The 21701-nt window shown below is 34.1% G+C and carries 18 protein-coding genes; all 18 read right to left on the bottom strand.

Annotation, left to right across the window (positions count from 1 at the left end; translation table 11 throughout):
• Positions 1 to 36: 36 nt before the first annotated feature.
• Entirely contained in the window at positions 37 to 3210 is a 3174-nt protein-coding gene (gene carB, locus KA830_RS07390) for a carbamoyl-phosphate synthase large subunit (RefSeq protein WP_204180080.1), read from the bottom strand.
• On the bottom strand, positions 3203 to 4303 hold the full coding sequence (locus KA830_RS07385) for a carbamoyl phosphate synthase small subunit (RefSeq protein ID WP_046208692.1): 1101 nt from the start codon (positions 4301 to 4303) through the stop codon (positions 3203 to 3205). Before KA830_RS07385 ends, carB begins: the two co-directional genes overlap by 8 nt.
• Complete coding sequence (locus tag KA830_RS07380) at positions 4303 to 5577, bottom strand: dihydroorotase (protein WP_046208693.1); 1275 nt, start codon at positions 5575 to 5577, stop codon at positions 4303 to 4305. The genes KA830_RS07385 and KA830_RS07380 overlap by 1 nt, the downstream gene beginning before the upstream one ends.
• Positions 5561 to 6475, bottom strand: coding sequence for an aspartate carbamoyltransferase catalytic subunit (locus KA830_RS07375; protein ID WP_204180081.1), 915 nt, complete (start codon positions 6473 to 6475; stop codon positions 5561 to 5563). Before KA830_RS07375 ends, KA830_RS07380 begins: the two co-directional genes overlap by 17 nt.
• Positions 6476 to 6506: 31 nt before the next feature.
• A complete protein-coding gene (locus KA830_RS07370; protein WP_046208695.1) occupies positions 6507 to 7814 on the bottom strand; it encodes a uracil-xanthine permease family protein in 1308 nt (435 codons plus the stop codon).
• Positions 7815 to 8116: 302 nt separating this feature from the next.
• On the bottom strand, positions 8117 to 8644 hold the full coding sequence (gene pyrR, locus KA830_RS07365) for a bifunctional pyr operon transcriptional regulator/uracil phosphoribosyltransferase PyrR (RefSeq protein WP_064209064.1): 528 nt from the start codon (positions 8642 to 8644) through the stop codon (positions 8117 to 8119).
• 518 nt (positions 8645 to 9162) lie between these two features.
• Positions 9163 to 10080 carry an RluA family pseudouridine synthase gene (locus KA830_RS07360; protein ID WP_204180082.1) on the bottom strand — a complete coding sequence of 306 codons (918 nt, stop codon included), beginning with the start codon at positions 10078 to 10080 and terminating at the stop codon, positions 9163 to 9165.
• A 12-nt stretch (positions 10081 to 10092) separates the two neighbouring features.
• Positions 10093 to 10569 (bottom strand): signal peptidase II, encoded by a 477-nt coding sequence (gene lspA / locus KA830_RS07355; RefSeq protein ID WP_064209066.1) that lies wholly within the window; start codon positions 10567 to 10569, stop codon positions 10093 to 10095.
• A 136-nt stretch (positions 10570 to 10705) separates the two neighbouring features.
• Positions 10706 to 11500, bottom strand: coding sequence for a VOC family protein (locus KA830_RS07350; RefSeq protein WP_204180083.1), 795 nt, complete (start codon positions 11498 to 11500; stop codon positions 10706 to 10708).
• Between the two features lie 311 nt (positions 11501 to 11811).
• A complete protein-coding gene (ileS, locus tag KA830_RS07345) occupies positions 11812 to 14562 on the bottom strand; it encodes an isoleucine--tRNA ligase (RefSeq protein ID WP_046208700.1) in 2751 nt (916 codons plus the stop codon).
• Between the two features lie 239 nt (positions 14563 to 14801).
• A complete protein-coding gene (locus KA830_RS07340) occupies positions 14802 to 15437 on the bottom strand; it encodes a DivIVA domain-containing protein (RefSeq protein ID WP_046208701.1) in 636 nt (211 codons plus the stop codon).
• A gap of 134 nt (positions 15438 to 15571) precedes the next feature.
• Complete coding sequence (locus KA830_RS07335; RefSeq protein ID WP_210134200.1) at positions 15572 to 16342, bottom strand: YlmH family RNA-binding protein; 771 nt, start codon at positions 16340 to 16342, stop codon at positions 15572 to 15574.
• A 106-nt stretch (positions 16343 to 16448) separates the two neighbouring features.
• Positions 16449 to 16739 carry a YggT family protein gene (locus KA830_RS07330; protein WP_204180084.1) on the bottom strand — a complete coding sequence of 97 codons (291 nt, stop codon included), beginning with the start codon at positions 16737 to 16739 and terminating at the stop codon, positions 16449 to 16451.
• A gap of 12 nt (positions 16740 to 16751) precedes the next feature.
• Positions 16752 to 17333 (bottom strand): cell division protein SepF, encoded by a 582-nt coding sequence (locus KA830_RS07325; protein WP_046208704.1) that lies wholly within the window; start codon positions 17331 to 17333, stop codon positions 16752 to 16754.
• Positions 17334 to 17338: 5 nt separating this feature from the next.
• Positions 17339 to 18013, bottom strand: a complete 675-nt coding sequence (locus tag KA830_RS07320) for a YggS family pyridoxal phosphate-dependent enzyme (RefSeq protein WP_204180085.1) — start codon at positions 18011 to 18013, stop codon at positions 17339 to 17341.
• A gap of 18 nt (positions 18014 to 18031) precedes the next feature.
• Positions 18032 to 18820 carry a peptidoglycan editing factor PgeF gene (gene pgeF, locus KA830_RS07315; protein ID WP_070658380.1) on the bottom strand — a complete coding sequence of 263 codons (789 nt, stop codon included), beginning with the start codon at positions 18818 to 18820 and terminating at the stop codon, positions 18032 to 18034.
• A gap of 238 nt (positions 18821 to 19058) precedes the next feature.
• On the bottom strand, positions 19059 to 20225 hold the full coding sequence (gene ftsZ, locus KA830_RS07310; protein ID WP_046208707.1) for a cell division protein FtsZ: 1167 nt from the start codon (positions 20223 to 20225) through the stop codon (positions 19059 to 19061).
• Between the two features lie 29 nt (positions 20226 to 20254).
• Complete coding sequence (gene ftsA, locus KA830_RS07305; RefSeq protein WP_064209074.1) at positions 20255 to 21658, bottom strand: cell division protein FtsA; 1404 nt, start codon at positions 21656 to 21658, stop codon at positions 20255 to 20257.
• Positions 21659 to 21701: the final 43 nt, after the last annotated feature.

The raw sequence follows: 21701 nt of genomic DNA, 5'->3' as shown, positions 1-21701 counted from the left end.
AAAGCATAAAAATTATTTCAGTTTTTTAATTATATTTTACATATTTTTCATCGTGAAAGTCATGCTTTCTATAACGGATGTTAATGCTTCTGCAGTATCTAATGAAGTTAGACATGGTACGCCATTTTCAACAGAGGCACGTCTAATTTGAAAACCATCACGTTCAACTTCTTTTCCTTTTGTCATCGTATTGATCACAATTTGAACATCATTCGTTTGTATACGTGATAATAAATCGTTTTCTCCACCAATTTTACCTACAGTTTCTGCAGTGATATGGTTATTTTCTAATTTTTTAGCAGTACCTTCAGTAGCTAATATTTTATAGCCAACTTCATTTAAGCGAGCCGCGATATTCACAATTTCATCTTTGTCTTTATCACTTACGGTCATCAATACCGTACCATAATCTTTTACTTCCATACCACTTGCTGTCAAACCTTTATATAATGCTTTTTCCATGGTTAAATCTTTCCCCATGACTTCCCCAGTTGATTTCATTTCAGGTCCTAAGGTAATATCTACATTTTTCAATTTGTTAAAGCTAAATACCGGAGCTTTAACAAAGACACCTTCACTATATGGTTGAACGCCCTCGTTATAACCTAAATCCTTAAGTTTCTCACCTACAATAGCGCGCATGGCCAACTGTGCCATTTGAATATGCGTAATTTTACTTAAGAAAGGAACTGTACGACTTGCACGAGGATTCACTTCTAAAACATAAACACCATCATGTGCAATGACAAATTGTATATTGATTAGACCTATGATATTTAGCCCTTTCGCTAAGCGAATTGTATAATCTTCTAATGTTTTAAGTTCATTTAGTGTCAAAGATTGTGGAGGATATACCGCAATCGAATCACCTGAATGGACACCAGCGCGTTCAATATGTTCCATAATCCCTGGAATAATTACCGTTTCACCATCAGAAATAGCATCGACTTCAATTTCTTTACCTGTGAGATATCTATCAACTAATACTGGATGATCCGGACTCGCTTTCACTGCTTGATTCATATAATTGGTTAACTCTTCATCGTTATACACGATTTCCATTGCACGTCCACCTAATACATACGAAGGTCTAACTACTACAGGATAACCGATTGTACGTGCATTATTGAGCGCTTCATCAGTTGACGTTGCTGTCTTGCCTTTAGGTTGAGGCACATCAATTTTATGTAACAGTGCCTCAAATTCTTTACGATCTTCCGCACGATTCAAATCTTCGAGTGACGTTCCTAAAATTTTCACCCCATACTTTTCAATTTTATCTGCTAAATTAATCGCAGTTTGACCACCAAACTGTACTACTACACCTTTTGGCTGTTCAATATTTATAATATTCATGACATCTTCTTCTGTTAATGGCTCAAAATATAATTTGTCTGAAATTGAAAAGTCTGTAGATACTGTTTCAGGGTTATTATTGACGATAATAGCTTCATAACCAGCTTGTTGAATAGCCCACACAGCATGCACAGTTGCATAATCAAATTCGACACCTTGACCGATTCTTATTGGCCCTGATCCCAAGACTAATATTTTTTCTTTTTCAGTGATAATGGATTCATTTTCTTGTTCATACGTGCCATAGTAATATGGTGTAGCTGATTCAAATTCTGCTGCGCATGTATCTACCATTTTATATACTGGTGAAATATTATGTTGTTTTCTTAAGTTATAAACTTCTGATTCTGACATATCAAAACGATGTGCAATAACGCGATCACTAAACCCATAACTCTTAGCAAATTTTAAATAATCTATATCTCCTTTGTGTACTTTTAAGTCATGTTCTATATCAATGATGTGCAAGAATTTATTTAAGAAGAAGTAATCAATCTTAGTCATTTCGTGTATTTCTTCTAAAGATGTACCTCTTCTTATCGCTTCTCCTATAAAGAATAAGCGCTCATCATCTTGGTCTTGTATACGCGCTTTTATATAATCTAAATCGTATGTTTCACCATTTGGTAATCCCAAATGATGCACGCCATATTCGAGTGAGCGAATTGCTTTTAATAAAGACTCTTCATATGTTCGGCCAATCGCCATTACCTCACCAGTTGCTTTCATTTGTGTACCGAGCACACGTTCACCCTTTTCAAATTTATCGAAAGGAAAACGTGGGATTTTTGAAATAACATAGTCCAACGTCGGTTCAAATGCAGCATAAGAGGTTTTAGTAATTGGATTCAACATTTCATCTAATGATAAACCTATCGCTATTTTTGCAGCTAATTTTGCAATCGGATAGCCTGTAGCCTTAGAAGCTAAAGCTGATGAACGTGACACACGTGGGTTCACTTCAATTATATAATATTTCATTGAGTGTGGGTCTAATGCCAGTTGTACATTACAACCACCTTCAATGCCTAAAGCACGAATAACTTTTAACGACACATCACGTAACATTTGATATTCAACATCTGATAAAGTTTGACTAGGTGCTACTACAATTGAATCGCCAGTATGTATGCCGACTGGGTCTATATTTTCCATGTTACATACAACGATGGCATTATCATTTTTATCTCGCATCACTTCATATTCAATCTCTTTAAAACCTGCGATTGATTTTTCAATTAAGCATTGTGTTGCCGGACTGTAATGTAAGCCATTCGTTACTACTTGTTTAAACTCTTCATCATTATGGCAAATACCACCACCAGTACCGCCCATCGTGAAAGCCGGTCTCACAATTAATGGGTACCCTACCGCTTCTTTAAATTCAAACGCCTGTTCTAGAGTATTGACGATATCGCTTTCTGGAACTGGAACATCTAGCTCATTCATTAAGTCTCTAAATAATTCTCTATCTTCCGCTTGTTGAATAGAAGCCAATTTAGTACCTAGTAATTGTACGTTGTTCGCTTCTAATACACCGCTATCATGTAATTGAATCGCCATATTAAGCCCTGTTTGACCACCTAATGTTGGTAACAGCGCATCAGGTTGTTCTTTACGAATAATACGTGCAATAAAGTCATGCGTTAAAGGTTCAATGTAGACTTTGTCAGCAATTTCATTATCTGTCATGATTGTAGCTGGATTTGAATTTACTAATATAACGCGATAACCTTCTTCTCGTAATGCTAAGCATGCTTGTGTCCCCGCATAATCAAATTCTGCAGCTTGGCCTATAATAATGGGTCCAGATCCTATAACTAAAATCGTTTTAATATCGTTACGTTTAGGCATTTGTCAAAATCTCCTTTTCTTTAAAGTCATGCATCATTTTAATAAATTCATCAAACAAATAATTTGAATCTGTAGGTCCAGGACTTGCTTCAGGATGATATTGTACTGAAAACGCAGGTAATGATTGGTGTCTTAAACCTTCAACTGTACCGTCATTAATCGCTATATGTGTTATTTCTAAAGGTGTACTGGCTAATGAATCTTTATCGATCGCATAACCATGATTTTGGCTAGTTAATGCTATTTTCCCACTCTTTAAATCTTTCACAGGATGGTTTGCCCCTCTATGTCCAAATTTCATTTTAAACGATGTAGCGCCTTGTGAAAGTGCAAATAATTGATGGCCTAAACAGATACCAAAGAAAGGAATTTTTCCTAAAATACCATTAATCATATTAATTGCAACTTTGACTTCTTCTGGATCACCAGGTCCATTAGACAACATGACTCCATCTGGTGACATTCTAATAATTTCTTCTGCTGTCGAATCATAAGGTACAACTGTAACATTACAACCACGTAAATTAAGTTCTCTCACAATATTTTGTTTTTTACCAAAATCTACAAGTACAACACTTAAATCATAACCCGTAGAGACATATGGTGTTTTGGTAGACACTGTTTTCACTTCATCTCTAGGTAATTCAATTACTTTCAACTCTTCTATTAATTGTGGAATATCTGCCTTATCATCTGTAAAAGCTGCTTTTAAAACGCCATAGTTTCTAATTTTTCGAGTAATACTACGTGTATCCACACCTGAAATACCTGGGATATCATAATCTTTTAACACTTCGTGGAATGTTTTTTGCATGCGAAAATGACTCGGATATGTGCTTGCTTCTTTGACAACAACACCATTCAATGTTGGTATCAAAGATTCAAAATCATCTCGATTAATTCCGTAGTTTCCTATTAATGGATAAGTAAACGTAATAATTTGCCCTGTATAAGATGGATCTGATATCGTTTCTTGATACCCAGTCATAGCCGTATTAAATACTATTTCGCCTTTCGTTAAATGGTCCGATCCTAATGGATAACCTTCATAATATGTTCCATCTTCTAAAACTAAATAGCGTTTTTGCAACATTACTTTTCCTCCTTAAATTTAACTTCACCTTCTACCAATGTTAATACTGGAGTTCCGTATACTTTTTCACCTATAAATGGTGTGTTTGACCCTTTTGACGCAAAATCTTCTGCCCTAATCTCTTTCTCGTCTTCTAAATTAATGGCAGTAAGGTCAGCTAAACCGCCCTCTTCTAATCTTCCATATGGTAAATCAAATATTTGAGATGGTTTAATCGTTAAATAGTCAACCAATTGTTGCAATGACCAGTTACCATTTTTTACAAAGTGTGTATACAATAATGGAAATGCTGTTTCACTACCAACAATGCCGAAAGGCGCTTTTGTCATTGGTTGTGCTTTTTCTTCTTTCGCATGTGGCGCATGGTCTGTAGCAATACAATCAATTGTCCCATCTAATAATCCTTCGATTAGTGCAGCTCGATCTGCTTTACTTCTTAAAGGTGGATTCATTTTATAAATTGCATCATCACCAGGCACATCATCTTCTGTTAATAATAAATGATGCGGTGTCACTTCTGCTGTTACATGAATTCCTGCCTTTTTAGCATCTCTTATAGCTCGTACACTTTCTTTTGTAGATACGTGACAGACATGGTAATGTGCACCTGCTGCTTCAGCTAGCAAAACATCTCTCGCAATTTGTACCGCTTCACAAATATTAGGTATCCCCGGTATGCCTAATGCTTTACTACGTTCCCCTTCATGCATAGCGCCGCCATATATCAAGCTATTATCCTCACAATGAGCAACGACTGCTTTATTCACTTTAGCTGCTTGTTGCATAGCTTCATACATCATATTTGCTTGTTGTACACCTACGCCATCATCAGTAAAAGCAAATGTGCCTAACTGGGCTAAAGCTTCAAAATCAACATGTTCAGTACCTGCTTGCCTAACTGTGATTGCACTATATGGTAAAACTCTGACGTGTGCATTTTCGTCGATTAATTTGTTTAAACGTTCTAAATTTTCAACAGAGTCAGGTACAGGTCGTGTATTTGGCATTGGACAAACTGTCGTAAAACCGCCTCTTGCAGCTGCTTGTGTTCCCGTTGCAATTGTTTCTTTATGTTCACCGCCTGGTTCACGCAAATGTACATGAACATCAACTAAACCTGGAGCAACAAAGTGTCCTTTTAAATCAATGATTTCAACATCGGCATCAACCTCTATGTCTGACGCAATTTTTTTTATGGTTTTACCTTCTATTAAAATTGAAGTGGTTTTAAGTTCACCATTTTCTAAGATTTTCGCATTAGTTAGCAATTTCATTTATTGCTGCCTCCTTTGTTTGTAATATATACTCAATTACTGCCATACGTGTATACATACCATTTTCCATCTGTTTAAAGATGCGAGATTTTTCTGCTTCTACTAAGCAATCATCTATTTCAACACCGCGATTGACAGGCGCGGGATGCATAACAATTGCAGATGACTTCAATCGATTATAACGCGCTTTTGTCAAACCAAAATTTTCATGATAATTTTGATTTTCAAAATTCATTATTTCTTCATCACCATGTCTTTCATGCTGTACTCTTAGTAGCATGACAATGTCTATGTCCTCTATGACTTTATCTATATCAACATAAGGTGCTTCTAAAGTGTCATCTCTCCACGCTTCTGGACTTGAGAACATCACATTTGCACCGAGTGCGGTTAAACTTTGAAAGTTACTTCTCGCTACACGGGAGTTTTTAATATCTCCACATATTAATATATTTAAATCTTTAAAGGTTTCATACTCTTCGTATATTGTCATTAGGTCTAATAAACTTTGTGTTGGATGCTGTCCACTACCATCACCTGCATTAATAATCGGTAACTTAAGTGAATTTAAATCATTATAGTATGTTGTATCTGAATGTCTAATTACTAGAACATCTGCACCTACTTGTTCTAATGTTTTACACGTATCGTATAAGCTCTCACCTTTTTGAACAGAAGAAGTGCTCGTTTCGAAATCAATCAGTTTTAATCCTAATTTTTGCTCTGCTACTAAAAAGCTACTTTTCGTACGGGTAGAATTTTCAAAAAATAAGTTTGCTACAAATTTGTCTTCATAATTATGTGGTTTAAATGATCCATTTTTAATACCACTTGCAATTTCTATTAGTTCATAAATCTCATTTGTAGTTAGATGTTCCATTGATAGTAAGTTATCCATTTTTTCAGCCTCCTAGTATTGAAATAGACGTTTATTTATTTGACTCAATCTCTTGCGGTAAAATTAAGTTTAGTAGAATACCTGCCAATGCTGCTAATGCCATCCCTTCAATTTCTAAATTTATACCTATACCATTCAGATTGAAGACTAGGTTGCCAATACCTATAACTAATATGACTGATGCGATGACTAGATTTCGGTTACTTGCAAAATCAACTTCACTTTCTACAAGCATTCGCAGACCACTTGCTGCAATAATTCCGAAAAGTAATATCGATACACCTCCCATAACTGGGGTTGGTATAGATGAAACTAATGCTGTGAATTTGCCTACAAAACCTAATATTATAGCGATGACTGCAGCACCTCCAATAACATATATACTATAAATTTTCGTGATAGCTAAAACACCTATATTTTCTCCGTATGTTGTACTTGGTGGGCCACCTATAATACTTGCAAACATCGTTGACACTCCGTCACCAATAATTGATTTGTCTAATCCTGGATCTTTAAAGAAATTTCTTCCTACGATTTTGTTAATCACCATTTGATGTCCAATGTGCTCACTAACTGTCACAAAAACGATTGGTATTAAGACAAGTACTAAACCTAGATGAAATGATGGTGTGTAATCTTTAAATGGTAGGTACACTTCTGGAAGTTGCAGCCATTTTGCTTCAGCTACAGGTTTAAAATTAACAAGCCCCATAAATATTGACACAATGTACCCCGTTATAATGCCGATTAATACAGGTATAAGGGACAAGAAACCTTTAAAGTATCCTTGAACTATAATCGTCACCAGCAGCGTAATCATTGCTACTACTAAATAACTTAAGTTATAGCCTTTCATATCTCCTGAATTTTCAAACATCGCCATATTGACTGCGGTAGGTGCCAGACTCAAACCAATCACCATAATAACTGGTCCAACAACAACCGGGGGAAGTAAGTGCATAAGCCACCCTGTTCCACTTAACCTAATAGCTAATCCAATAAGCACATACATCACTCCGCTCATAAACAATGCTACTAACATGTCACCTAAGCTATGTGAATTCAATCCAGTTATGATTGGTGTGATAAATGCGAAACTTGAACCTAAATATGCGGGTATTTTCGCTTGTGTAATTAATATATATAATAATGTCCCTATCCCTGATGCTAGTAAAGCAGATGATATCGGTAATCCAGTTAAAAATGGTACAAGGACAGTCGATCCAAACATTGCAAATAAATGTTGAGTGCTTAGAAATGCCCATTGTCCTAATTTAGGTTTATCTCGTACATCTAATACTGGTTTAGCTGTCCGTTCAAACATTGTTTCATTTTCCATGACTTTCCGCTTCCTCTCATAAAAAAAGTCCCTTTACATTGTTTTCATGTAAAGAGACTTAAAAAGTATCTATCCTCAAATCAAAATTCAGCTTGTTCAAACAACATTACGACTTAAATCATGAGCATTGCTGTTTGAATACTTAGCTTAAATTAAGTTCAGATGATATGGAGAGAATCTATAGTATATGTTTTTATAATATAACTATATTTTGAAGTGTGGCTTCCTAGAAACTTGCCTTTGACTTCCACATGATTCTCTTCCCTTTTTCAGTCTCTCGTACTGAATTAAAAGGTGTTGATTTATTCAATTACAACTGCATTTCTACTATCTATTTCACTAAGAAAAACCGAGACAGCTTCTTCTCTAGCGGTCGGTATATTTTTACCAACAAAGTCTGCGCGTATTGGAAGCTCCCTATGTCCACGATCAATAAGCGTTGCTAATCCTATTTTACTAGGTCTTGCATATTGAAGTACTGCATCAAGCGATGCTCTAACTGTACGCCCAGTATATAGAACATCATCCACAATAATCACGACTTGATTTGTTATATTGACATCAATTTCATACGTCTGTTCTGCAACTTGATCTATTGTCTGTTCTAAATCATCTCTAAATTGTGTAATATCAATCGTACCTGTTGGGACAGTTATTTCCTCAATTTGTTCAATTTTTTGTTGGATACGTCGTGCTAAAAATGCCCCTCTTGTTTTAATGCCTAATAAAATTAATTCATCAGTACCTTTGTTGTATTCTAAGATTTCGTGTGCAATACGTGTAACGGTTCTTTGTATTGCTGCTTCATCCATAATTACGCGTTCTGACATTTTGGGCACCTACCTTAATCTTAATGATATTAAAAAACCTCACATCTTCAGAAGACATGAGGTAGCGTAATAAAATATTACAAACAAAATGTAGAGACATATCTAAAACTTAGATGATTTCTCCATCATAACCATTTTTGTACTTGTGATTATGACTTTTATCGCGTTTTACGAAAAACTACGATGGCTTTAGCTATTGTTATAACTTAAATACTTTGTTTGTATATTCTATTTTCATTACATGTCTTCGAAGCCTCTCTGGACTTTCAATTAAAGACGTTCGTTCTTTATTAAACTGTCATTATATTATCATGAATAACATATCGTTGCAAGTCTATATTAGAATATCATTCGTTTTATAAAAGCGATCGTTTGCCTTTAAATCATTTTTTCACTTCTAGTCATCCTTGTTGGGGTGAGATAACGAAATCTAATTAATAAAATTAGATTTCTGTTCCAATCCCATTTATATATCATGGTATTATCTAAAATTCACGATATAACTTAGCAAAGCATTATTAATTATCAGATTTACGAATATCATTTAAGAGTTGCTCAAATTCCTCTGGTAAAGGTGCTGTCTTTTCAATATACGCTTGTGTAACTGGATGTTCAAAACCGATTACTGCAGCATGCAATGCTTGACCACCAATATCTAATGTTTTTTTCTGACCATATTTGGGATCTCCTACTAATGGGTAACCAATGTATTTCATATGCACACGAATTTGGTGAGTACGGCCTGTTTCTAACTGACATTCTATTAACGTATATTTATTAAAATGTTCTAATACATTAAAGTGAGTAATCGCGTCTTTACCATCATCAACTACAGCCATAGATTGGCGGTCATTCTTATTTCTACCAATAGGTGCATCAACAGTACCATAATCATGTGGAATGTTACCATGTACCAATGCAATATATTTACGCGTTACTGTTTTATCTATCAACTGTTCTACTAAACTACGATGTGCAACATCATTTTTTGCAATCATTAATAACCCGGAAGTGTCTTTGTCAATACGATGTACAATTCCTGGACGTATCTCTCCGTTTATACCAGATAAGTCTTTCATTTGATACATTAGTCCATTTACTAATGTACCCGTATAATGACCTGCTGATGGATGTACTACCATCCCTTTAGGTTTATATACAATTGCGACATCATCGTCTTCATAATAAAAATTCAGATTAAGATTTTCTGGTTTAATATCTGCCTCAACAATTTCTTTCTCAGTTACTATAATTTTATCATTTGACTTAGTTTTATAATTGGATTTTATCACTTTACCATTGACTTTAACCAGGCCTTCTTTAATCCAATCTTGCATTTGAGTACGTGACCATTCAGTATTAAATTCAGGCAATAATTTATCTATTCGTTGTCCTACATTAGCTGGGTCGTCTATATTAAACTCATGAAATTCCATACACTATCTCTCCTATTCTTCTGTCCTCATATCCCTTAATAATGCGATTATTACTAAAACGACGCCTATAGTTAAACTAGAATCAGCTACGTTAAATATTGGAAAATTATAACTAAATATATAAGTATCAACAAAGTCTACAACTTCACCATTTAATACACGATCAATAAAGTTACCTAAAGCACCAGCAAACAATAAACTTATAGCAATTTGCATTAACAAATTATGCTTCGCTTCTTTTATAAAAAAGACAATGAGTATGATCAGAATAATGACAGTTATAATATAGAAAAAAGCCATCTTTCCACTTAAAATTCCCCATGCTGCACCATTATTTCTATGTGAAGTGATACTCAAAAAATTAGGGATTACTTCAAATGAGTCACCAATTTGCATTGTTTTAGTTATTATAAATTTTGTGATTTGATCTAATATAAGTATAACAATTGTTATAAATATAGAAATACCAATATAGTACTGACGTTTCATGTCTGTACCTCCTATTTGTTCTTCGTGCGGTCGCTTTTTACAACAACTCTCATTATATCCTAATCAAACTTATAAAAAAAGTTACAGTTCAAATAATAAGTTGATTTTTTAAAATGTTATTAAAATAGACATTATTCTAGAGTACGGAATAATAATTAAACCTAAATTGAATACCATCAGGTCCAGCTAATAATTTATGTGTTGTTTCTGGAAAATGAAAATCTACACACGCTAAACCATAAGTTCTATGATTTTCTATACGTTTTACACTTGATAACCAATTATTCACTACGAGATGTTGGTGATAACCATTTGAAGCTAAATAAACCGCACTGTCAGTTTCTAAAGAAGAAGGTACCAAACCAAAGTAATTTTTATAATATTGCTTAACTCTATTTAATCGAATTGTTTTTAAATTTATATATCCAATAATACTTTCATCAGGAATACCTTGCCACTTCTCATCTGAGACATAAGTTAGTAATTTAGGTACATTTAATGGTTTTGTTTCTAAAACTGCTTTTTCATTTTCAATAGACCATTCATCAATGGGATTATCTACATAAAACTCCAAGCCGTTTCCTTCCGTATCTTCTAAATATAATGAAGTTGAAATGTCGTGTTCGCCACCATTGATAGGTATTTTATATTCACTGAATTGCACAAGCAAGTCTGCTAAGTCTGTTTTAGATGGTAATTTTATCGCTAAGTGAAATAAACCTGCTTCTGAAACAAGAGGTTCTCTTCCCATATTGATTTGATTAAGTGTCATGAAGTGATTCAGATTACCAACCTCATATTGAATTGTAGAATATGATTCATTTACTACATTTAATCCAACAATATCTCCATAAAATTTTTTCATTTCATCTTTATCTCTTACATTTAATATAATGCCATTTACAAAATGGGCACTTTCGTTATGGAACATATTTTACACCTTTCTAATTGCTTATTGCATCCATTATATCTGATTTATTTAATTTTAAATTTTAATATGCTCATTTTAATCTTACTTTTGGATTCGTGAAATAACTCGTTTCATTTTTATATTAGCGAAAAGAAAACCTGGGACATCGTACTGATGTCTCAGGTTTTTCAAAAATATTAGTCATAACTTGTTTTAATGTAAAAATACATATCGCACTTTTTATAATTCTATTTAAATACATCAGAACAAAACCGTTTAATATTTTATGAATAACGTATTTGCCATGTTCTTACTTTAACATTTATCAATATTTAAACAAGTGTTTTAACTACTGCTTGACAACGTGGACATAGGTTATCTAATTCACCTACTGAACCCAATGATTCACTATAGTTCCAACAACGTTCACACTTTTCTCCGTGAGCATGTTCAATGTGGATATCACCATATTGATATGATTCTCCATTTTCAACTTTATCAACTACCTCCGCTTGTGAAGTAATAAATAATTGTTGTAAGTCAGAGAATTGTTGTAAAAATGTAGTCGCATCAAAGTTATCATTGCTACCGATTACCACTTTGGCTTCTAATGATTTACCAATTACTTTTTCATTACGCGCAACTTCTAAAGCACGGTTCACATCGTCACGCAATTTCATAAATGTATTCCATTTTTCCATGAATTCAGCATCAACTGCTACACGTTCAGGCATACGTGTTAAATGAACACTTTCTTCCTCTACATGTGGGATATGTGACCACACTTCTTCAGACGTATGCGCTAGGATAGGCGCTAATAATTTTGTCATGTCTACTACAATTTGGTACAACACTGTTTGCATACTGCGACGTTTATGTGCATTCTGCTCTTCAATGTACAAGATATCTTTACCGTAATCTAAATAGAAATTACTTAATTCAACGTTAATGAAATTTTGTAATTCTTGATATATATCTAAATAATCATAATTATCATAATTGTCTAGCGTATTAGCAGTAAATTCACGTAATCTATTTAATAAATATTTATCTACTTCTAATAGCTCAGATTCTGCAATTGCATCTGTTGAAGGATTATAATCATTTAAATTACCTAACATAAATCTTAAGGTATTTCTAATTTTACGATATACATCAGAAGTTTGTTTTAAAATTTCATCAGAAATACGCACATCTGATAAATAATCTACACTACTTACCCAAAGACGCGCAATATCTGCACCTTTTTGTTTGACGATTTGATCAGGTACAATGACATTACCTAATGATTTACTCATCTTTTTACCTTCACCATCCATCACAAATCCATGTGAAAGTAACATTTTATATGGTGAAATTCCTCTCGTAGCAACAGAAGTTGTAATTGAAGAGTTAAACCAACCTCGGTACTGGTCACTACCTTCTAGATATAAATCAGCAGGATATGATAGTTCCGGACGTTCTTCTAATACACCACGGTGTGATGATCCAGAATCGAACCAAACGTCCATGATATCTGTTTCTTTTGTAAACACACCATTTGGACTGCTTGGATGTGTGAACCCTTCAGGTAGTAACTCTGCAGCTTCTCGCTCAAACCATACATTTGAACCATGTTCTTGGAATAAATCTGCAACATGATTAACAGTTTCCTTAGTCATAATAATATCGCCATTTTCCGCATAAAATACTGGTAATGGTACACCCCAAACACGTTGACGTGATATAACCCATTCGCCACGATCTCTTACCATGTTATAAATACGAGTTCTACCCCAATCAACCTTGAAGTGTGTATCTTCGATTGCATCTAAAATATCTTGACGTACTTTATCAATAGAGGCAAACCATTGTGGTGTTGCACGGAAAATTACAGGTTTTTTAGTACGCCAATCATGTGGGTAACTATGAGTAATAAATTCTAATTTTAATAATGAACCATTTTCTTTTAATAAATCTGTAATTTCTTTGTTCGCTTTATCGTAGAACATACCTTCAAATTGACCGGCTTCTTCTGTAAATACCCCTTTATCATCTACAGGGCTAATAACAGGCAAGTTATATTTTTGACCTACTACAAAGTCGTCTTCCCCATGTCCAGGTGCCGTATGGACACACCCTGTACCAGCATCTGTTGTCACATGTAATCCATTAATCACGAGTGACACACGATCAACAAAAGGATGTTGTGTTTCGATATACTCTAAGTCACTACCTTTGAATTCTTTTTCTAATTCAATGGCATCTTCATTCCATCCTAATGCTTCAGCAACATTAGCAACTAAGTCTTTACCGATGATATATTTGTCACCATTCACATTATATTGACCATAAATTAAATCTGGGTGTACTGTGATCGCAACATTCGATGGTAATGTCCAAGGTGTAGTAGTCCAAATAACGAATTTTGCATCTTCATCAACAATACCTTTGCTATCTTTAACATCAAATGCTACATAAATAGATGGCGAACGCTTATCTTGATATTCAATTTCTGCTTCAGCAAGCGATGATTCACTAGATGGTGACCAATAAACTGGTTTTTTACCTTTGTAAATAAGACCTTTATCAGCCATTTCACCAAATAAACGAATTTGTGCAGCTTCATATTCCGGTTTTAATGTAATATATGGATCAGCAAAATCTCCTTTAACACCAAGGCGTTTAAAATCTTTTTTTTGATTTTCTATTTGTTCTAACGCAAATGCTTCACATTTTCTTCTAAATTCAGCAATTGATAATTCTTTACGCTTAACACCTTTTTTAGTAAGCGCTTGTTCGATTGGTAACCCATGTGTATCCCAACCAGGAACATATGGTGTATAGAAACCTTGCATTGTTTTATAACGCGTAATAAAATCCTTCAAAATTTTATTTAACGCATGTCCCATATGTAAGTTACCATTTGCATATGGTGGACCATCATGTAAAATATAATGTTCGTTATCTTTATTTTTGTCTAATGCTTTTTGATAAATATCATTAGCATCCCATTCTTCTTGGATTTTTGGCTCTTTATTCGGTAATCCTCCACGCATTGGAAAATTCGTTTTCGGCATTAATAACGTATCTTTGTAGTCCATTTCCTACACTCCTTATTACAATATTCTGACTTGTTTAGTATTTAACAATAAAAAGAACTCTAAGTTCAATTAACAGGGACGATATATACCGCGTTACCACCCTGATTAACTCAACTTAGAGTTCTCTCATTGCATGTTATTCAGTTAAAACTACAGTGATATAAGAAACAAATATATATTAGGCTCACACTATCCCTAACTCGCTTGAATATATCGACTGTTTCTTACGCGTCTGCTGTTTATTGTTTATTATTCTCATTATCTGTTGAACCGCTGTTATCTGTTGCTTCTGCATCCGCCTCTGCCGTACTATCTGCTTCAGCTTTTGCTTTCATCGCTTTTTCTTCTTCAGTTAATTCATTTTCATTTAAATGATTAATATTCTCTTGTGTTACTTGTTCAGAATCAAGGTCATAATTTAATAAATAATCCCAATCATCATTTTTAAGTAAATCTAACTGTGCTTCTACTAACATACGGAAACGAGATCTAAATATTTTAGATTGGCGTTTCATATCTTCTGTTTGGAAAGAAAGGCGGCGAGCTTTTTCAACTGCATCATTGACAATACGATCTGCTTCGCTTTTTGCTTTAGCAATTGTTGCCTCTGCATCTTTATTGGCTGCTGCTTTCGTCTCTTCTCCAGCTTGTTTCGCTTGAACTAATGCATCGCTCACAGATTGATGCACATCTTTATAAGATTGAATATTTGTTTCTTTATCTTCGACAACTTTTTCTAGTTGTGCTTTATCTTCTTTTAAACGTTCAATTTCATTACTGAGCTGTTCTAGATAACTTTCAACTTCAGTTGGTTCAAAACCCGTTTTCACACGAGTAAAGGATTTGTTTTTTATTTCACTTGGTGTAAAAGCCATGCGTCATTATCCTCCTTCTATCATACACTATTTTGTAATTTCATTAAATATCATAAATAAAATTTCATCTTATATGGTATCATTGCTTATTTTAGTCGTTAAAATTCGGTTGTTCTACACTTTATAAGTATAACTTATTTAAATAAAGTTTTGTAGGAAATTCGTACTTTATCTTTTTTTGTTTTTCCACCAATATCAGTAATCATTGCTCTGCCATAACCTTGAATAGATAGTAAGTCTCCTTTATCCAGTTGGAAATCTGCAGAATCAATAATCGTATGATTAACTTTAACACGTTTCTTTTCGATTAACTGTTTGCTAATGAAACGAGATTTACGAATCATTTCTTTTAGAACGACATCTAAACGTAAACCAGATACGGTTGTTTCGGATGAGTGCCAGTTCTCTACTGATTGTATCATATCTTTTATTGGTAGCGCATTTAGTTTAACTGTCGCGCCTTTAATTTTATTTAATTCCAATATAATATATGATTCTAATTGCTTTGTCAAAGTAAATTGTATGCGATTATCTACAACAATATCACCTAATTGGTCTCTTTCGATTCCCAATGACATAATTGTGCCCAAGACATGTTGGTGTTGAAGTGTGACAAATTTTTGAGGATAATCGATTTCAAAAAGAATGATTTCAAAATCTTCCACCTCAGGTTGAAAGTAATCTGGTGCTATGATGGCTCTTTGTCTCTCAGCATATGGCCCACCATAAAAAGTAACTTCTAAATCTTGAAAACTACCAACTACAACATTTAATATATATTGGCCTCTGGGATCTAAAAAGGAAGTTAATACAGGTGCAAACTGGTCGTTGGCACGATAACACTTATCGATGAGTTGATCGATTAATTCATGTTCTTCTTTTCTAAAATGTTGATAAATATCGATGTGATTTCACTCCAAATATAAGTTAAAGCACCTCTCGTTTTTAACGTTAGGTGCTTAACATTTATTTTATAATTTATTCAAATATCATTTATCCTCAATACAAAACTTACACTAAATAATTTAAAATTAAATTAAAAATATTTTTTAAACCAGTTTGGAATAATACAAGTACAATTATTGCGACAATGGATGAAATATCAATCATGCCAATAGGTGGAATAATTTTACGGAATGGTTCTAAAAACGGTTCATACAATTTTGATAAAAATTGACCGAATTTATTTTCACGTGTGCCTGGAAGCCATGACATAAAGAAATATACAATCATCCCAAAGTAATAAATTTGAACCAAGAATAAAATAAATTGAAATATATTTGCTAATAAACCTATATCCATGAATGTTTACCTCTATTCACCTTGGTATTCCATATTTTCGATTTGGTCTGTTATGCTTCCTGCAACTTCAACATTATCTGGCGTACATAAGAATATGTCAGAACCTACACGTTGAATGTCTCCACCAATTGCATAAACGGTACCACTTAGAAAATCGATAATTCTTTTTGCAGATACTTTATCAATACGTTGTAAGTTCACTAAAGTTGCTCTGCGATTTTTTAATTCGTCCGCAATGTCTTGAGTATCTGAAAAGACGCGTGGTTCAAATAAACACATTTTAGAACTTTCTTGCGTAAAACCATAATTGTTTTGATCTTGATTATTCATGTTCACAACGTTCCTAGTATTATTTTTAGGTGCACTGTTATTCATTTGATACTTCCTTTCCCCGGTTGATTGTTGTAATCTTGTTGGTTGTTTTTTGGGTACGGACTGTATGCGTTGTCTTTCTGTATTGTCATTTTGTTGATTATTATAATTTGTTTGAGACTGCGCTTGTTGTCTATCTTGTTCTTCTTCAGGTGGCGCTTGTAAATCATCGTCTTCCTCTTCAACTACGAAAAAACCACTAAATAAATCTTTTAAAGCCACGGGGCTCACTCCTCTTTTCCTACAAGTTTAGTCCCAATTCTCACAAATGATGCACCTTCTTCGGCTGCTAAATGGTAATCATTACTCATTCCCATTGACAATTCTGTGCATGGTGCATAATTTAAATTGAGCGCTTTAATTTCAGCTCTCTTTGCTCTTAATGATTTGAATAAATCTTTAATATACGGTTCATCATCCGTATAAGGTGCCATCGTCATAAGACCAATTATTTCTATGTTTTCATATTGCTCTAAATCCTTAATAAACGTATCTACCTCATCTAAAGCGATACCTTGTTTTGACGTTTCTCCAGAAACGTTGACTTGAACAAAACATTTCACTTTATGTTCAGCTCTTTTATTAATCTCTTTTGCTAATTTCAGACGATTTAAAGCGTGAAAATAGTCGATATCGTTAATGACCTCTTTAACTTTTCTTGTTTGTAAAGAACCGATAAAATGCATGACTACATCGTCTGGTAAAGCTGCTTTCTTTTGTTGAAAACCTTCTAAACGATTCTCACCAAAATGTCTAATACCTGCTTGATAAGCATCATTAGCTCGCTCTATTGTAACATATTTTGTCACTGCTATCACGTGCGGGACTGTTGTAATATTACCTTTTTCGCAATGTATTTTCAATTGTTCATTTATTTGCGCTAAACTTTGTTGTACATCCAATTTTTATACACCTCTTAGTTATTGACCAATATAAGCTAACATACGACCTGTATCGCCTTTCTCTACTCTATATGAAAAGAACAAATTTAAATCTTCCGATGTCGCATAATTCGTTATATAAATATTATTTTTCGGAACACCATCATACTCTAACAACATAGCATTCGCCTTTTTTAGGTCTATGCCATGACGATTGTCACCTCTTGTTTCGATATATTGATGAGCATCTATAGGTAATTGCTCAAACTTGCTTTTAATATCATCATTAATTTCATATGAATTTGCAGTTGCTGGTCCAATAACAACGCTTAAGTCGTTCCAATCAAATGGTATACATTTTAACATTTGATTGACAATTTGACCTACTGTGCCACGCCAACCTGCATGAGCTAAGCCTACAAAGTGATGTTTTTCGCTATAAAAATAAATTGGTACACAATCTGCATAACACATAGTTAATAAAATGTCATTTTCAAATGTATACATACCATCTATACCATGTAATGCATTAGAAAGACTATCAATATTAGTACCTTTATCTTTGTTTGTAATTTCAACTACCTTATTTTCATGTGTTTGAATCGGGAAAACCCATTGATTTCTCGGAAACTGAATTACAGAAGCAAGTAACGCTTGGTGTCTCGTTACATTATCTTGATCATCATTAATGTATCTAGCCATATTAAATGCATCTTTCGGGTAATGGCTGTATCCTTCTTCTCTTGTTGTTATACCCAATTTCACATTCTTTAATTGATTATCGTCATATTTTAAAATATGGCGATCTTTGATAAATTTCTCTTGCATGCTATAAACCTCCAGCTATTCAACATTTATAAACTATCTAAAGATATTCGGGAGATTCTAAATAATTGAAAACTATATTTTTCTACATAATAATGTAGTTCACAACAAATGATATGCCAACTTCTAAATTCAAAAAAGTCATCAGATCTTTGGACCTGATGACATTTATATATTTTATATTGTCTAAATTATTATTAATTATTATGAAAAACTAACAGAAGAAGAAGTCCATTCGAGATTAACGTCTAGTTCTTCTAGAACGTCTTTCTTCACGATTTCTGATAAAGCTAGGAATATCATCTTCATTTGTAGTATGTGTTCTACCTTCATTTGCACTGTCTGTCGTTTGTGATGCACTAGAAGAGAATGAATCTTCTTTTGCAGTTGTACTTCCAGATGATGCACTGTTGCCAAATCCAGTATTTGAAGCTTTGCGACCTTGAGATGAAGGTTTATCTTCAAATCCAGTAGCAATGACTGTTACTACGATTTCATCTTGTAATTCTGGGTTAATCACAGTACCGAAAATCATATTAACATCTTCATCAGCTGCATCTTGAACAATGTCTGCTGCTTCTTGTGCTTCAAATAATGATAATGACTCTCCACCAGTAATGTTCATTAGCACACCTTGTGCACCTACAATAGAAGTTTCTAATAATGGAGAAGAAATAGCTTTTTTAGCAGCTTCTACAGCACGGTTTTCACCAGAAGATACACCGATACCCATTAATGCAGAACCTTGGTTAGACATAATTGTTTTAACGTCTGCAAAGTCAAGGTTAACTTCACCTGAAACAGCGATTAAGTCTGAAATACCTTGAACACCTTGACGTAATACATTGTCTGCTTCTTTAAATGCTTCCATCATTGGTGTTGACTTATCAACAATATCTAATAAACGGTCGTTAGGGATGACGATTAATGTATCAACAGCAGCTTTCATTGATTCTACACCAGCAGCTGCTTGTGTTTGACGCTTACGGCCTTCAAACCCGAATGGACGTGTAACAACACCAACTGTTAACGCTCCCATTTCTTTTGCAATTTTTGCTACAACTGGAGCAGCACCTGTACCAGTACCGCCGCCCATTCCTGCTGTTACGAATACCATATCAGCACCTTGGATTGCATCTTCAATTTGCTCACGAGATTCTTCGGCAGCTTTTTTACCAATTTCAGGGTTTGCACCAGCGCCTAAACCACGTGTTAATTTTTCACCAATTTGGATTTTAGACTCAGCTTTAGATAAGTTTAAAGCTTGTCCATCCGTATTGATTGAAATAAATTCAACATTATTCATACCATGATCAATCATTCGGTTAACAGCGTTATTTCCGCCGCCCCCTACACCGATGACTTTTAACGTCGCTAAATGATTAAATCCTTGTTCAAATTCTAACATTTAAATTTCCTCCTAGTTTTAGTGGCCAATCAATCGAATAGAGATTTCATAAGTTTCTTGAACTTACTTTCTTCTTTGTCTTGAGGTTTACTTTCTTCTTGTTCTATGTTGTCTTCATGTTCGTATGCCTCAGACGCTTCTGGTTCTTCTATATCAGAAGTTGATGTATGTGGCTCTTCTTGTTTGTTTGATTTCTTTTTGAACCAATCAAATCCGCTTGACTTCGTACTATTTTCTCGATCATTTGATTCTATGACTTCTTCTTCAAATTCTTCACTGTCATGATTATTTATTGTAACATAATCTAGTAATTCGTCGAAAGTAATGCTACTAGAAATCGTTGAAATCGCTGAAGAAAACTCTGGTTTTCTTATGCCCATTTGGGATGGTGTATGAATTCTTACTTTTTCACTTACCATGTCTTGCAGCAATTCTTTAACGCCTAGTAAATTGGCCGAACCACCTGTTACAACGAAACCACCATTTACTTTTGTAAGACCTAACTCTTGTAATACATCAAACACATTAAAGAATATATCTTCCACACGTGCTTCTATCACATCTGCCAAATCTTTTTGAGTAAATTGTGCTTCTTCTTCGCTATTTATTTGATCAATAGTAAACACATCATGATCCGACGCTGAATCAAAGAAAGCGTGACCATATTGATGTTTGATTTTTTCAGCCGTTTCATAAGAAGTATTTAAACCTTTTGCAATATCTTCCGTTATATCTCTACCAGCCATTTCTATAGCATCAGCATCTACAAGCTCTCCTCTTTCGTAAAATGCCAATTGTGTTATATCCTCACCAATGTCAATAATGCATGCGCCAAGTTCTTTCTCAGTTGCCGAAAGTACTGAGCCATAATTATATGCATCAGAGTATACATCCAATACATCTACACCACAAGATTCTACACATTTAATCATGTTTATTAAAATTGATTTTTGAATCGCAATAACACCAGCTTCAACTTTCAAACTATGTCTTGCAATGAGTTCTTTAGGATCTGACACTTCATTATCGCCATCCACAACAAATTTAATTGGGAAAGCGTTTATTATTTCTGTTTCGGGTACATCATTTTTTTCACGAATACCTTCAAGTACACGCTCAATGTGTGTACCATCTAGTTCAGTATCTTCATAAAATTCAATTTCATTTGACTCATCAAATACCTCAGTTCCGATAATTGGAAGTTTTAAAAATACTTCCTTAACATCGACGCCTGATGCAATAGAGGCTTTTTTGATTGTATCTTTAACCGCTTGTTTTGCGATGTCGAAATCATCAATAAGACCATTTTTTATACCACTTGTGTAGGTCTGTCCTGTACCTATCACATTTATTCCATTGTGAAATTTTTCGCCCACTATCGCTTTAACACTTGACGAACCGATATCTATACTTACATAATAATGCTCTTCCATAGATAGGCACCTCCTGACAATAACTTATTCATGTTCACACTAT

The sequence above is a fragment of the Staphylococcus sp. GDY8P119P genome, from assembly GCF_017892075.1.
Lineage (GTDB): Bacteria > Bacillota > Bacilli > Staphylococcales > Staphylococcaceae > Staphylococcus > Staphylococcus ureilyticus.
This window is presented reverse-complemented; position numbering and strand designations above follow the sequence as displayed.